18 protein-coding genes and 1 tRNA gene are annotated in these 14,896 nt (G+C 36.4%); 12 read left to right on the forward strand and 7 right to left on the reverse strand.

Going from position 1 to position 14,896, the window contains the following annotated elements; all coding sequences use genetic code 11:
• Positions 1 to 191 (forward strand): hypothetical protein (locus L1267_RS22730; RefSeq protein WP_442960577.1); only part of this gene is annotated, 191 nt, incomplete at its 5' end.
• A gap of 41 nt (positions 192 to 232) precedes the next feature.
• Here the strand turns inward: L1267_RS22730 and L1267_RS22735 are convergent.
• The 4 genes from L1267_RS22735 to L1267_RS22750 all read right to left on the reverse strand — a co-directional run bounded on the left by L1267_RS22735 (position 233) and on the right by L1267_RS22750 (position 3,721).
• Positions 233 to 610, reverse strand: coding sequence for a membrane protein insertion efficiency factor YidD (locus tag L1267_RS22735; protein WP_235384274.1), 378 nt, complete (start codon positions 608 to 610; stop codon positions 233 to 235).
• 61 nt (positions 611 to 671) lie between these two features.
• Positions 672 to 1,763, reverse strand: a complete 1,092-nt coding sequence (locus L1267_RS22740; protein ID WP_235384275.1) for a cysteine protease StiP family protein — start codon at positions 1,761 to 1,763, stop codon at positions 672 to 674.
• A 9-nt stretch (positions 1,764 to 1,772) separates the two neighbouring features.
• Positions 1,773 to 2,534, reverse strand: a complete 762-nt coding sequence (locus tag L1267_RS22745; RefSeq protein WP_235384277.1) for a hypothetical protein — start codon at positions 2,532 to 2,534, stop codon at positions 1,773 to 1,775.
• Positions 2,534 to 3,721 carry a phosphoribosyltransferase domain-containing protein gene (locus L1267_RS22750; RefSeq protein WP_235384278.1) on the reverse strand — a complete coding sequence of 396 codons (1,188 nt, stop codon included), beginning with the start codon at positions 3,719 to 3,721 and terminating at the stop codon, positions 2,534 to 2,536. The genes L1267_RS22745 and L1267_RS22750 overlap by 1 nt, the downstream gene beginning before the upstream one ends.
• Before the next feature lie 195 nt (positions 3,722 to 3,916).
• Between L1267_RS22750 and L1267_RS22755 the strand changes: the two genes are divergently transcribed.
• From L1267_RS22755 to L1267_RS22785, 7 genes are all read left to right on the forward strand, one after another.
• Positions 3,917 to 4,552, forward strand: coding sequence for a TerD family protein (locus tag L1267_RS22755; protein ID WP_235384279.1), 636 nt, complete (start codon positions 3,917 to 3,919; stop codon positions 4,550 to 4,552).
• Positions 4,553 to 4,565: 13 nt separating this feature from the next.
• On the forward strand, positions 4,566 to 5,531 hold the full coding sequence (locus tag L1267_RS22760) for a tellurite resistance TerB family protein (protein ID WP_235384280.1): 966 nt from the start codon (positions 4,566 to 4,568) through the stop codon (positions 5,529 to 5,531).
• 36 nt (positions 5,532 to 5,567) lie between these two features.
• Complete coding sequence (locus tag L1267_RS22765; protein WP_235384281.1) at positions 5,568 to 6,761, forward strand: sodium:calcium antiporter; 1,194 nt, start codon at positions 5,568 to 5,570, stop codon at positions 6,759 to 6,761.
• 98 nt (positions 6,762 to 6,859) lie between these two features.
• A complete protein-coding gene (locus L1267_RS22770; protein ID WP_235384282.1) occupies positions 6,860 to 7,444 on the forward strand; it encodes a TerD family protein in 585 nt (194 codons plus the stop codon).
• 104 nt (positions 7,445 to 7,548) lie between these two features.
• The gene (locus L1267_RS22775) at positions 7,549 to 8,133 is read left to right on the forward strand and encodes a TerD family protein (protein ID WP_235384283.1); all 585 of its coding nucleotides are present in this window, start codon (positions 7,549 to 7,551) and stop codon (positions 8,131 to 8,133) included.
• Between the two features lie 428 nt (positions 8,134 to 8,561).
• The gene (locus L1267_RS22780; protein WP_235384285.1) at positions 8,562 to 9,944 is read left to right on the forward strand and encodes an RNA-guided endonuclease InsQ/TnpB family protein; all 1,383 of its coding nucleotides are present in this window, start codon (positions 8,562 to 8,564) and stop codon (positions 9,942 to 9,944) included.
• Positions 9,945 to 10,283: 339 nt separating this feature from the next.
• Positions 10,284 to 10,511: a hypothetical protein gene (locus L1267_RS22785; protein WP_235384286.1), complete on the forward strand. Its 228-nt coding sequence runs from the start codon at positions 10,284 to 10,286 to the stop codon at positions 10,509 to 10,511.
• A 454-nt stretch (positions 10,512 to 10,965) separates the two neighbouring features.
• Here the strand turns inward: L1267_RS22785 and L1267_RS22790 are convergent, their stop codons facing one another.
• The 3 genes from L1267_RS22790 to L1267_RS22800 all read right to left on the reverse strand — a co-directional run bounded on the left by L1267_RS22790 (position 10,966) and on the right by L1267_RS22800 (position 13,365).
• Positions 10,966 to 11,727, reverse strand: coding sequence for a hypothetical protein (locus tag L1267_RS22790; protein WP_235384287.1), 762 nt, complete (start codon positions 11,725 to 11,727; stop codon positions 10,966 to 10,968).
• A gap of 127 nt (positions 11,728 to 11,854) precedes the next feature.
• The gene (locus L1267_RS22795; protein WP_235384288.1) at positions 11,855 to 12,910 is read right to left on the reverse strand and encodes a hypothetical protein; all 1,056 of its coding nucleotides are present in this window, start codon (positions 12,908 to 12,910) and stop codon (positions 11,855 to 11,857) included.
• A complete protein-coding gene (locus tag L1267_RS22800) occupies positions 12,907 to 13,365 on the reverse strand; it encodes a dihydrofolate reductase (protein ID WP_235384290.1) in 459 nt (152 codons plus the stop codon). Before L1267_RS22800 ends, L1267_RS22795 begins: the two co-directional genes overlap by 4 nt.
• A 110-nt stretch (positions 13,366 to 13,475) precedes the next feature.
• On the opposite strand from L1267_RS22800, the gene L1267_RS22805 reads away from it, so the two are divergent.
• The 4 genes from L1267_RS22805 to L1267_RS22820 form a co-directional block, all read left to right on the forward strand.
• Entirely contained in the window at positions 13,476 to 13,880 is a 405-nt protein-coding gene (locus L1267_RS22805; protein ID WP_235384291.1) for a hypothetical protein, read from the forward strand.
• Positions 13,881 to 13,926: 46 nt separating this feature from the next.
• A tRNA-Lys gene (locus L1267_RS22810) sits at positions 13,927 to 14,003 on the forward strand.
• A gap of 31 nt (positions 14,004 to 14,034) precedes the next feature.
• Entirely contained in the window at positions 14,035 to 14,559 is a 525-nt protein-coding gene (locus tag L1267_RS22815) for a hypothetical protein (protein ID WP_235384293.1), read from the forward strand.
• A gap of 59 nt (positions 14,560 to 14,618) precedes the next feature.
• Positions 14,619 to 14,896: helix-turn-helix domain-containing protein (locus L1267_RS22820; RefSeq protein ID WP_235384295.1), on the forward strand; the 278-nt coding region annotated here is incomplete at its 3' end.

The raw sequence follows: 14,896 nt of genomic DNA on the forward strand, positions 1-14,896 counted from the left end.
ACAATGCGTCATTGGTTATAAAGAAACGGGCAATCAATCTCATTTTAGACTCTGGAACGGAGTTGTCTGACGATGGAGTTCTCAGAACTAAGTCAGATAGTGGACGTGGAGGCAATCGTAAGACTAGTCGAGCCAAAAGCTCGATTAGCAGTGTCCAACGAAGCGTCAAAAAAGAAAGGTTAGTCGCTTAGGCTACTATCTTGGAAGCTCGCGAGCTTTAGCTGCGAGTAGTTCACCAACCGCCATTGTTATAGCAGATATTGTGGGCGCATTTATACCCTTTTTTTGGTGAAATATACTTCTGATAAAATTTAATGAAAAGGGTAGCCATGAAACGAGGATACACATTCAAAATTCTTGATAGAACTGAGTTATTAATTTTCGTAACTTCATAAAGCATTTTTTTGTCAAATGCCATATATTTACCGATTTGGCCATTTTTATTCGGCAATATGAAAAGTACATTATCACTAGAACTCATGTTAGACAATGAATTACGAACTTTGGCAAGCCAGTCTTCGAAATCAATTTTCCAGTCATAGTTGTGTCGAATTGCATACTGCATATTCAACGTATACATATCAAAATCATGTACAGAAATATTTGGCATTTACAATACCTTTTGATGGGTTGTGGCCAGATGTAGTTAAGCCTAATCTGGCCCTAAATGGTTATTTTTTTAAGTTGCTGATTACACTGACAGCCTTAATTGGCATGTTTGGATCAACCTCAACCGGAATAGCTTTATCATTAGCCAATTGAACGATATGGGCTGTGTCTGAATCATCAATGCTTTTTACAATTAATACCTCAGGAATACGACGCAACATTACACGAGTTGCTTCGGCTACACCCGGTTTGACCATGTTAATATCAGTTTCGTTGAAACGCTTCATTGTGCTGTGAACATAAGCCATCATAGATTCAGATTGTTCTTTTGCAGCCTCTACACTGTCTTCACATGGTTTAATTTCATTAGTCATGCAAAGGGGCAGGATAGTGTTAATGAAAGTCTCACTCATGTCATATGGCTCTAATTCGCTATAGTACTTTGCACCATGAAAGTCGTTAGGACCAATTTCATCATTTAAAATTGATCGCGAAACAAGGCCTGATACTGTTGAATTTAAAACACCTGATGGAATAGCATAATCATCAAAGTTCGCGGTCACATCTGCTGTTCCGCCAATATCTGACAATACGTATAAAGTGTCAGACATAGGAATTTCGCGGTCTTTATTGAACTCACCCATGTAATGTTTTAATTCACGAGTAATAACGCCTTTAGCTGTCCAACCATCGACCATTAAGCAATTAGTTGGGTTACGCTTTTCATGTTCTAGAATGTAGTTTAAAGCATTTGTATCAATGCCTTTGTCGCGAATAATTGAAATAGAATAGTGTTTTACATCGCTTCTACCAAAGCGCTCTTCAAGAACTCGTTTTAATAACACTCCGACAGGGGTCCCAGCTCGCATAAGTGAAATAAGCGTGATTTCGTCAGGATTATTGATGTGCATATGGTTTGCAATAGTTACAAGCGCATCAGCCATTTTTTGACCATTTAGTTTAAGTAATGTATCAAAGAGCTCCATATATTCTTCAGTTGGTTTATACTCTTTACTGATCATCTCTGAGTAATGTTTTTCACCAGCTTGAAGCTGCTGCTCTTTTTCTAATGCAGATAGTTCTTCGATGTCGATTAGTTTAACTAAGAATGTAACATCGTTCTTTGGGTAAGAGCCAATTTGTGTTGTTTTCATTTTTAATCCTTAAATTTTTGCTGTAGGTTGCTGCATAATTTGTGAAGTCGATGGTGTCATGCACCAATGGCACATTCGCATGAATGGCATATCTGAATGACTATCACCAGCACCAATTAAGAAAGGTGTTTTACACTCTTTATTAATTACATTTTCTAGCATGTAAGAGAGCGCATGTTCTTTTGATACCGTGGTTGGAATAAGCGTAAGTGTTCTGCCATTTTCAAGCAGTTTTAGATTGAATGAAGAATCGCTCATTAAGAAATCTAAGTTGTATTGCTTATAGAAATCTTCGGCATCACTTTCATCTTTAAGTTTGATCCCAATATAAGCAGGAGTCCCTGTAAATTCAGAATTCACAACGCCAATTTCATCTGCTAAAACACTGAACTCTTTGTTCGCCTTCTGAATCTTTTCGACTTCTAATAAATACGTATAGGCTGCGGCTACTGATGCTGCTCCTGTTTCACTTACTAACGAGTGTATGATCGTTCCATTTTGATAAATATCAGCACCATGAGAACAAATAGCGTACTCATAATTAAATGGCATCGATAACTTATCAACATCAACAAACGGTCGAGCAGTGATAATAACATTTTTATCAGCAACTCGATCAATCATGTCTATAAGAACGTTAGGCATAACCGCGCCTCGGTAAGGTTCATTTTGTCGAGTATAAATCTCAGTGTGCGCTTCAGGAAAACCTGTATCTTTAAGTTTTTTTGGAAAAATAATACAGTGATCTAAATCAGTAATAAAATAATTCATTACTCAGCCTCCAACACGATAGCAGTAGCGTTTAGTGATTCTAGAAGGTCTTTGTGCCTTTCTGCATTTGCGAATGTATCATAAGCTATGAATACCTTTCGATGGGTGCATAAGTTATAAATATAATGCATTTCACCATCACCATAGTGAGATAAAAATGATGTCTTACTTTTTATATCATTATGGATTTGAAGAGGGGCGCGTGTTGATGAAATAGTTAATACATCACCGCCTTCATCAAATATATCTTTTGCAACCTGTTGTGGCCAAGCTGTAAATTCACTTGTGCCAACAATCATACATGGGATGTCAAAATGTTTCGTAAAAGCAGCAACCGTTTCAACAGCTAAAGCGGTTTTACGATCTGTCTTGAAAATGCCGTATTTAGCATCAGAAATGTTAGCGCAGGTATCAGATTGACTATTTGAAACGTGAGGGCGCTTAGGATTAAACGTTTTGTTAGGTTTATATTGTTCAAATTCGATTGTTCCACTCAAAAGTGAATGCTCAATAATATCAAGCTCTGGGAACCTATTACGAAGGTTCATATTTTGATTAGATGTTCGCCAATCAACGAAGGTTAAAATTACAAGTCTACGAAGCGTATGATTTACTTTTAAAAACTCAGCAATGAAATTTTCAAGCGTCTTACCTGTCGTAATTTCATCTTCAACCACAACAAGGCATGTCGAGTTTTTAAGCGTAAATAAGATATCAGGGTCTTTTGGTTTTAATAAAACCTGATCTGAAGCATGACTATGCGGTTCAATAAATTCGATAATGGTTTCTTCGTCATCATTGAATTGTCGCGTAGTATGCGTGTAAATCGATTTATCAACTAAGTATGGCGCCTTTGCAAGACACTTATTAAATAAGGCTTCACCCAGACCACATGCAGACTCCGCGAACCCAATAAATGTTGTTAATTCATCATGTAAATGCAGATCTTCAATCAATTCAAGTTGCTTTGAATTAATTTCATTTGGGCATGCTGGTATATACTTACCTAACACTTTAGAGGCAAACATATACTGTCTTTTTTCGTTAAAGCGCGAAGCAAAAGACAATAATTCTCTAATTTGCTTATGGCTACTATTACTATTTATTGTCAACTTTCCACTATAAATATCGACAACAAATGGCGGGATGGAAGAATCAGCATGATTTTCCGCATTATTTGAATTCATATAAAAACCTTACATTTTGTTTATTTGCGTTACCGCATTTAAGCGATAATAACAATGTATCTTTACATGTCAACATACGATCATCACAAAAAAATATATCAATAATATGTTGACTATTGGATTGTGGTGGATAGGATAGCCTTCAACAAAGCAAACACCTTTGCTTGTTATTTTAAACTACACTAAGGATATTTTATGGCTATTACATTAAATAAAGGTCAAGGCATTTCATTATTGAAAGCAAATAACGACAACAAACTATCTCATATTACAATGGGGCTTGGTTGGGATGCGTTTATCTTAAAACCAGTTAAATCTGGCGGAATTTTAGGTTTTGGTGCCAAAGAGACCGGTCAAATGGAAAAAGTGCCATGTGATGTTGACTTGGACGCAAGCTGTGTTTCATTAGACTCTCAAGGTAACGTCCTAAATGTAGTGTATTATCCTCGAGCTAACCACTACAATCAAAACCGCAGCATTCAACATTCTGGTGATAATACCACAGGCGAAGGTGACGGTGATGATGAACAAATTCGCGTTTCATTAGATGACCTTCCTGATAATGTAGAGCATCTTGTTTTTACAGTTTCAACATTCACTTACGGTGTTGACTTCAACATTGTAGATAAAGCGTATTGCCGAATTTTAGGCAACAACGAAAAAGAACTGATTAATTATCCGCTAGATTCAAGTGGTTCACATACCGCAATTATCATGGGTAAAGTATCTCGCAATGGCGGTGATTGGACATTCGATACTATCGGTGAGTTATGCCAAGGCCGCACGGTTAATGATTTACAGGAAAATATTAAAGCCTGCATGAAACTCTAAGAGGGCTTTCTTTATGACTGTTTTAATTAAAGGCCAAGCAACCACGTTGGACGCTAAAACCGTCCAATTAGAAGAAACAAAAGGTATCGTTGTATTACCTGATTCGTATGAATGTAAAAAGCCTCTCAATGTATTTGAAGACAATGCTTTCATTCAAAGCGGTAAACTGGACCTATCTAAATTTGATGCTGGTTCAAAAATCAAACTAGTTGCTGAAGGTATTAGTTCAATTAATCTATCAGCCGGTGGCGTTGACTTTTTACTAAGCAAAAAATCAAGTAGCAAATATTGGTTAATTGGTGAGTTTTACAATCGTAATGGTCAATTTAAGTTCCGATTCCTTGATGACGGATTTAATGAGATTTCAGTTCTCGCAGATTGGTGCGGTTATTCTGAATGCAGCCTTCAAGAAGCATTCAGTTTTGAAAAGAAGTTAGGTGAAAACTTAGTTTCTTCAGCCTCAAAACTTATTAATTCAAGTAATACCGATGAATTGACAAGTAACGCTAAAAGCACATTGCTTTCGTTAAAATCAGAAGGCTTATCTTTATTTAATAAGCTAAAAGGGCGAGCTCAAAAGGAAGTGAAAAACTTTACAGGAACCCCATTCCTTAAAGCATCAGTTTCAGTCGCAGCCCTTATCGCCTATGCTGATGGCTATGCCAGTCAAGATGAAGAAGCTAAGTTGCTAGACTTTGTTAAATCAACTGACGCACTTGCATCTTATGAATTAAATGATGTTAAGCGAGAATACAACGAAATCGTAAATCAACTTAAGTTAGATAAGATTGTTGGTTCAGGTAAAGCTTATACAAATATCGTGAAGTTCAAAGATAAAGCGGAATCAACTACTTTAATCGCCCTAGGGATCTCTGTCGCTAATGTTGAAAATGGCATTGATGATGATGAAAAGGCCGTATTAAAGAAAGTTATCAGTTCTTTAGGTGAGTCAGAAGACTTGTATAGTGAGTACTTATAAGTACTCACGACTTAAATTAATTTAGTAAGGTTGTTTATGGATCTTTATCTATTAGGACAGGCTATCGTTATGACTGTTATTGCATCAGTTGTAATTATGTATGCTTGTGATGAATTTGAGGCATGTGCTGATTACTTAGGTCGAAACATGTCAGGGGGCCTAAAAGGGGCCTTGATTAATGCTATTGGTAGTTCATTGCCTGAGTTACTGACAGCTTCCTTTTTATTGTTTATGTATAACGATATGGCTGGATTTACGGCAGGTATTGCTACGACTGCGGGTAGTGCAGTTTTTAATACCGTTGTTATCCCACTTCTTTGTATTGTAGCTGTAAGGTACTATGGAGTTAAAAAGTCTGATGGTACAGTTGAGAAATTAAAAGAGATTACGATTAGTAAAAAATCGTTTGCTCGTGATGCTACTTTCTTAATTTTAGCAGAATTACTTCTTCTTTACTTTTTAGGTAATACAGAATTAACGTGGATTGCTGGAGCGTCATTAGTAGTGTTCTACCTTGTGTATGTTGCTTACTTAATGATTCAACATAAGATGTCAAACTCTACTGATAGCGAAGACGATGATGATGATGATGATGATGATGATGAACAGCCAAGCAAGCTAAAAGCTTTGATCACATTCCAGTTCAACCACCTATTATTCGGTGGCAAGAAACTGACAACAAAATCGGCTTGGGTCAATCTATCATTAGCAGTGCTAGTTATCTCAGTAGCCTGTCATTACTTAGCTGAAGCTGTAATGATCAGTGCAAAAGCACTTGATATTGCTCCGTACTTTACAGCAATTATTTTTGCGGCAGCAGCGACAAGTGTTCCTGACGCAATTCTATCTATCAAAGACGCTCGCAAGGGTAATATTGAAGATTCACTAGGCAATGTTGTAGGCTCGAATATTTTTGATATCACAATCGCTCTGGGTGCTCCATTACTAGTTTATAGCCTTGTCTATGGTCCTGTATCATTAGTCGGCCAAGGCACAACCAATGAAGATATGCAGGTTCTGCGAATTGCACTGGTTGTTATTACAACTGCCGTTTCGGTAGGGTTTTTGGTGACAAAATATGTTGGTAAGTTCCATGTTCACCTTCTAGCTGTACTGTATCTTATTTGGGTTGGCTACATTGTTACTTCTATTGTTCCTACAAAGAGTGAAAACATTGAAGAATCAAATTTTGCAAGTGTTCAACTGCAAGATGTGAAGAGTATGAACTAAATCAATCGTGATTTAATGGTTAATATTCAAGTTAATTAAGGCTTAGACACTCTCCAAGCCTTAATATAAAAAGTAAATAAATTTTTTATGAGGTTTATATGATTTCATTACAAAAAGGCCAAGGTGTGAACCTTAGCAAAGACAATCCGCAATTAAATCGAATTCTAATTGGCTTAGGATGGGACGCTCGAACAACAAACGGTAAAGATTTCGACTTAGATGCCAGTGCATTTCTAATCGGTGAAAATGGCAAGGTATACCAACAACCGGGTATTGTTGGTTATATGGATGGCTGCGAGTCAGGCGGTAATGGTTCTGTAACTTATGGCGGTGATAACCAGACAGGCGAAGGCGAAGGTGATGACGAAACTATCGAAGTTTTACTCGATAAAGTTCCTAGTGGTATTAATAAGATTGTCATCGCAGTAACTATTTACGACGCCATTAGTCGCCGCCAAAACTTCGGTTGTATTGAAAATAGCTTCGTTCGAGTTGTGAATCAGGATAATGATAATGTTATCTGTAAATACGACTTACAAGATGAATTCGATATTGAAACCGCTATGATCATGGGTGAACTTTATCGAGTTGGTACTGAATGGAAATTCCGTGCGGTAGGTCAAGGCTTTGAAAATGGCCTATTAGGTTTATGTAACGCATTTGGTGTTGCTGCTCACGCATAAAAAAACTGATATTTCGTTGACACTTATTATAATAACTATATAGTGAGTGTCAGCACACAAAGTGCAATTTAAAACAAATTTTAAAACTACATTAAGGTATTATTATGGCAATCTCATTAAGTAAAGGTCAAGGCATCAGTCTAACTAAAGAAAATCCTCAATTAAATTCAATTTTGGTCGGTCTTGGCTGGGAACAGCGTAAAACAGATGGTGATGCTTATGACTTAGATGCGTCAGCATTCCTTCTAGATGAAAGCGGTAAAGTTTATCAGCAACCGGGCATTGTTGGCTATGTAGATGGCTGTGAGACAGGTGCTAATGGCGCTATTGTTTATAGTGGCGATAACCAAACAGGTGAAGGTGATGGTGACGATGAACACCTAACATTAATGCTCTCTGACATTCCAGAAGCTATCAAAAAAGTTGTATTTACTGTTACGATCCATAAAGCAGATGAGCGTGGTCAAAACTTTGGTGGCGTAGAAGATAGCTTCATTCGCGTCGTAAACCAAGACAATAATGAAGAGCTGTGCAAATACGACCTACGTGAAGACTTCGATACTGAAACATCAATGATCTTAGGTGAGCTTTACCGTCACGATGGTGGCTGGAAGTTCCGCGCTATCGGTGAAGGCTTTAATGATGGCCTAGCTGGCCTTTGTAACACTTTTGGCGTTCAAGTTAAGTAATGCCATTCTAAGTGTCTTATAAACGCCTCTACTATTAGTAGGGGCGTTTTTCGTCGTAATTACCTTTAGTTTGAGTATATAAATATGAAAGTAAAGTTTTTAAAATTAGCTGGCATATTAATGTTTGTGTCGGCGATTATTGTATTCGTTCATAGCATATCAATGATACCTAACCATATAATATCTACTGATATGCCAATTTCGGTATTAGCTCATTTGATAATTTCACTCATATTAATTATGATTTCAGATGGTTGTCTTATTCTAGCAAAGAAATTTGAAGCAAAAATTTAAGGAGAAAATGAATGCTTCAAAAAATCATTATGTGGCACAAAGAAGCATGTCTTTTTGAACAAATGTTCGCCTTGACTTTAATGGAGTCGGGATTATTATGTACTGTAATTACATACAGTTAAATAGAGGACGATTTGTTAACCGGTATTCGATTTCGTGCTAACCCGACATCGCTACAAAAAATGGTACTAAGTCAGTGGATGGGTTGTGCGCGTAGTATTTGGAATGCCAAAGTCGATGAAGAAGGGTATTATCGCACGTTTGCCCGTAAGTATTATCCAACGGGCACTTATGCGCCTATTGATCAAAAAGCTTCTCAGTTCAAATCAAAAGATCTTTCTCCTTGGCTGTATCAATGCCCTAGCCAGATCATCCGCAACAGCGCAGTTAACTGGTATCAGACTTACCAAAATTTCATGAAAGGCGTGTGCGGGCGACCTAAGCGCAAACCTAAAACTGACCGAGGTAGTATCTACCTTACTCGTGAGGTGTTCAGCTTCGAACGTTGCGATGATGGCAATCTCCGTCTGTTCATCGGTACGAAGACTAATAATATTGGCTACTTATCGTTTAAGGCTCATAGCAAGTTCGAGATCCCAAACTCGCTGTATATCCGCAAAGAGCGTGGTCAATATTACGTGTCTTTCTGCTACGAAAACGGCCAAAGTGAATTAGGTTTGTCAGACAATGATGAACACCTTTCATTTCTTCAAGGCTCGACAAGAGAGTATCTAGAAGAAAATACCATCGGCGTAGATCGTGGTGTTGCCATTCCTGTTCACACAGGAGTGTTGGCGTTCGACTTTTCTGACAATCAGAAAAAGAACATGAGCCAATCTGACCGTTACATTAAGCGTTTGCAGCGTAAACTAGCGCGTCAGCAAAAAGGCTCAAACAGAAGAAATAAGACCAAATATCGCATTAGCAAGCATCACGCTAAGAAAGCGAATATCCGTAATGATTTTGCTCATAAAACCAGTCGTTCACTTGTCGATAGCAAGGCTAAAGTAATTGTGTTCGAGGCTTTACGAACCTCAAGCATGACGCGAAAGCCAAAGGCAAAGCAAGACGAACAGGGTCGATACGTATCGAATAAAGCCAAGCAAAAGGCAGGACTAAATAAATCAATCCTTAATGTTGGTTGGCACATCATAGAGACTTACACCAAATACAAGGCTTACCAAGCAGGCAAAGCGGTATTCAAAATAAATCCAGCCCATACCAGTCAGGAGTGCGCTAAATGCGGTCACACTCACCCCGACAACCGTAAATCACAAAATCTCTTTATATGCGGTAACTGTGGCAATACTGACAATGCAGATAACAACGCATCATTGGTTATAAAGAAACGGGCAATTAATCTAATTTTAGACTCTGGAACGGAGTTGTCTGGCGATGGCGTTTTACGAACCAAGTCATCAGATAGTGGACGTGGAGGCAATCGTAAGACTAACCGAGCCAAAAGCTCGATTAGCGGTGTCCAACGAAGCGTCAAAAAAGAAAGGTTAGTAGCTTAGGCTACTATCTTGGAAGCTCGCGAGCTTTAGCTCCGAGTAGTTCACATGCTCGCAACTTACTTTCTTTTAGGTGGTGTAACTTATCTTTTTGTCAGACTTTATATGGAGTCAGACACTGAGATGCTATTAGGATTTCTTAGTCTACTCTTTTTTTTAGTTATTGTTTTTGGTACTGTATTAATATGCTTAAAACTAAAATTCCAAGCATTCATGGATTCTCAAAAGTGACAATAGGTTTGACTGAATAAAAAGGGCCATTAGCTGCAAGCCGTTTACTTAACGTGGTTCTAAACGTAGCGCAGTATTTTAGATTTATTAAACATAACATAAGGAAACATAATGAATATCAAAGTGTTTAACTTCATGAAAATATTGGCAATAATCGCTTATCTACTAGCTATGATTGTTGGCACCTTAAGAATATTTGGGTTCATGGAAAGTAAAATTACTGTCAAAGAGGAACTTGCAGGAATGGCTGTAATGCTTGTTATTGGCTGCTTAGTATATCGAACATTTAAAAAGCATGAAGCTTCAATGCTGGCTAAAGATAATAATTTACAAAGCTAACATTTTTAGATTGAGATTTATTTCTGTCATTAATACACCTTCAGTATATCCGTAAATAATTTTTAATAAAAATAATTAGGAAGATATGCCATCGGCAGATTAATTAGTGATAAGTTTAAGCTAGCTAATAAGCCCAGAAAGTTTCTTTCTGGGCTTTAATCGTTGCAGAGCCGCTGATTAAGCGAGTCCCATCAATTTAAAATCCACTTTAAGTAAACGGCTTGCATTAGCTGTCCCTTTTTATATTATGATTCAAAAATGTGCTACAGAAAACTTTTTAAGTAATAAATACTTCTATGAGATGTTACACCAAACTGCGAACCATTCATTGTGAAGTTCATGCTAGTAGAGTTACGAATTGATTGGCAGAGGATTTACAGATAGGAAATTGCAAGAAGGTGGTCGATAACCTAAAAGTGTAAGTGTTATGACACTTACACTTTTAGGTATTAATTTAGAACAAAAAGATGCTCATAATTACAATAATGAAAGCTACTTCAGTGAACTTGTATTCATACAATACTTTAAACCTGTCTTCAAACGATTCCTTGCTAGAATTGTCATTAGTCAGTTCAGTTATATGAGTAGTACCAGCTATTACAGATGTTACTAATATCAGTAATCCAATAGCAATAAAAAATGAATTGAATGGACTCTTAAGCTTCGCGATACTTTTGTATTTTTCTTCAATACTCACAATAACAGCTTCCTCAAGTTCATTAAAAATTTCTCTTTGACTATCGGTTTTTGAGTAAGCGACTTTCATGTACGCAATATAAGCTTTCATCGTTTCTATTTCATCATTAACATCTACATTCCAAAAATGCTTCTTAGAATCGACCATAGGAGAGTTAGCATAGTTAGCGTACTCAATTGTTAATGTGCTTTCAGCTTTTTCATTTTCAGCCTGTATACAATTATCGTAAAGACTGACCTTTCCAGTATCCAAAAAGCCATTACATGTTTGAATGTTTGGTTGAGTAACAGATTTAAATAAAGCTTCATCATAGATTTTATTATAGTATTTAATAGAATAAGTAACGCCAATGCTGAAAATCCATGCCGCAAAAAATATCTTTAAGAACCTCGATATAGTTATCTTAATTAGTCTGTATGTAGATGAGGGAGGAAGACACTTCTTTTCTTTAGGCGAAGAGGCCCAACCTATAAACAGAAATACTCCGAGTAAAAAAGGAACAAAAACAAATAAAGACATGGACATATTGGCACCTTAAAATTAAATTTTAAAGAAAAATCATACCCTATAAATATACATAATGCATATAAAAACAGATGTATTTTGCTAATAACAAAGAAGAATGTACTTGGTATATTGATTTGTACTAAATAGAGACAATCTCAACATTCCCTAAAGATCGTGCCTCGTTAAGATTAGTGAACCAAACTGCTTTATCATACTCTGGGTAGTCCAATTTAAACCTAACGATAGCCATTTGTAAGTCACTGTTACGTAATCTGCATTGCTCATCATAAGTAAGCTTGTTTAGCTCATCTTCCATCGCAACAACATGGCGAATGAAAACTTCAGGGCAGGCCGATGAAACTGTTTTATCGTCTATGATTTCTTTGTAATTATCATGTATGAAATCAACCGGGTGAAATGAACGTATAATAAAATCAGACTCTTCTTTGTCTGTGATTTTTACATTTAATGATGCCTTAATATTAAATTTAAAAGATACGATTTCCTGTCGTAATAATGAAAAGTGAGATTCCATTCTTTTACCAAAATAATTTAAGAAGCGCTTGAGTTCACTTATGTTTTTATTGGGCTTTTGTAGCAATGAATTACTATCTAAGATACCTTCAAGCATCTCTACCTCATTAGTTAGTTGATCTAACTGAAAGTCGCAATCCTCATTAGATGCAATTAATACATGAATTTGAGATTGAAGATCTTCAATTTCGTTTAATATTTTAAGTCTTTGCTGCTTTGAGTCAAAATAGTTGCTTTTAAATTCTGTGATTTGAAGCTCAATTGCTTGTAGTGAATTATAAATAGATTCACTAGAGTAAGATTCATGCTGTAACAAGTTTTCGATTGTTTCTATACTGAATTTATACAGATTTCTTTCTGTATCATCAATGCTGTCAATCACATATTTAAAAAAGCACTGTTGCCATCCTTCAAACCATGACTTGAACTTCTCAGTGGCTATTATTAAGTTACCAAAAATGTCAGTATCGACACAAGGTATGTAAACAAAAGGGTCCTCAGTAAAATCACAATCTATTGACTTCAATGTTGATTCTAAAAGTGAACTAATGGACTTGATTTGGTCATAGATAGGATAGTTAAACTCACATGTGTTTTCTGGGTATTCAGGAATACCCAGAAGCTGCTCAGATGTAATATCAAAGCTTTCTAAATATCTCATTTAGTTTTGCGCTCAAACACCGAAATTTTATAAGTGATGTTGTTTGACTCACCTTCATCAATGACTAGAGTCTCTTCAAATTCGGCTGTATAGTCAGGGAAGAATGTATCTGCACCGTCAATATCAACATCAAGGGAAGTTACATACATTCGTGACACGTAAGGGAGAAACTGTCTATATACATCAGCACCGCCACAAATAAGTAAAGGAGTATCTTTATTGAATGCTAAGACTTCTTCAATACTTGCCAAGGCTCCCTCTGTAGTAGTGCTAAGAATATGAATGTTTCGTTCGGGTAAAATGCCGATACCATTGGCAGTAGTTTTTCCCATGAGCAAATCAACTTTTTCTTTAGACTTTGCTACAAAAAATTTCATATCAGCAGGGCATTTCCAAGGCAATCTATTATTTTTACCGATCGCGAAATTATTCGCATGTGCAACAATTAGTTCCATAAAAACCTCATACAAGTTATAAATTACATTAAAAGATATTATAGCGTAATTACCGTTGACTTTCACTCCCTATTTACATAATATTTTGAAAATTTTTTTGAAATGTAAGTATGATGTTTATCTTAGAATTGGTTTTGAAAGCGAAAGTTAAATTCAATATCCTAAAATTCTTGTATGGGGCCAGCTCAAGAAAGAATAGGGTAAATGGGGTTGTAAAAAAACAACTTATGGCATATTTCTATTATGAATGGGTAAAAAAAATATCCCTGATGATAAAGATGTACGATGCTATCCCAGAATCTAAAGTCGTAACGCTCTGTATTTTATCAGAATTCTGTGTTGAAGTTGTAGACTCTAATAACGACCGCGAAAAAAGACGAATGATGAAAAAATGTCGATTCCTATTTAAGAAAATTGATGAGATGTACTTGGACTGTAAAAGTCTAAACGAGCTAACAGATTTAGATTATGTTATGATCCGAAAATCTGAAGAAAATATGGCTAAGTTTATTTAGTTGTTGAATAAATAAATTTTTTATATTAATATGCAATGTATAGAGTAGGTTATTAGCTCAGTTGGTTAGAGCAGTGAACTTTTAATTCATTGGTCGATGGTTCGATTCCATCATAACCTACCATTCTTCTTGCATGCACTTAAGGCCTCAATACATGCAAGAAATTGAAATTACTTTTACATTAATATTTTGTCTATTACTTTTTCCCCTATTACTTGTTGTTTTTAAAAGCTTGAAGTCGATACATGTATTTTTGGAAGCAAAAAAATCCCTTTCTAGATGTGCTGACTTAGACTTTGAATTGTTTGAACAGGTATATATCAATACAGAATTACAATGTACTACTCTAAACTCCTTGCAAGAGCATTCGCACAATACTGTAGAATTTGAAGCACGTGATCAGTATCTGTTTAGTGATAGGGCATTTATAATGTCTTATATAAGCAGGCAGCAGCTTGAGACAATAAATGACTTGTCCTGTAAGCTTGGTTTTGACTATAAGGCTCTAAAACCTTTAAATGACCGTGTATACGAAGGCCTTTTTTATGAAACTACTTTTAGTGTTGGTAATGTTCAGTACTATTCACGTATAGAACTAAGTAGTATTAGTCAATTTATTGAACAAATGTTCGCCACATTCTCGCCTGCTTTAGCTGCGAGTCAAGGCGAATGGTCTTGACTTTAATGGAGTAGGGATTATTATGTACTGTATATGCATACAGTTAAATAGAGGGCGATTTGTTAACCGGTATTCGGTTTCGTGCCAACCCAACATCACATCAAAAACTGGTTTTAAGCCAGTGGATGGGATGTGCGCGTAGCATTTGGAATGCCAAAGTTGACGAAGAAAAGTATTTCCGCACCTTTGCACGTAAATACTACTCAACGAGCACTTATGCTCCAATTGACCAGAAAACATCACAATTCAAGTCGAAGGAGTTAACTCCTTGGCTATCTCGATGCCCTAGTCAGATCATCCGCAACAGCGCAGTTAACTGGTATCAGACTTACCAAAA

Origin of the sequence: Pseudoalteromonas sp. OFAV1 (assembly GCF_021532595.1) — a bacterium.
Taxonomy (GTDB): Bacteria; Pseudomonadota; Gammaproteobacteria; order Enterobacterales; family Alteromonadaceae; genus Pseudoalteromonas; species Pseudoalteromonas lipolytica_C.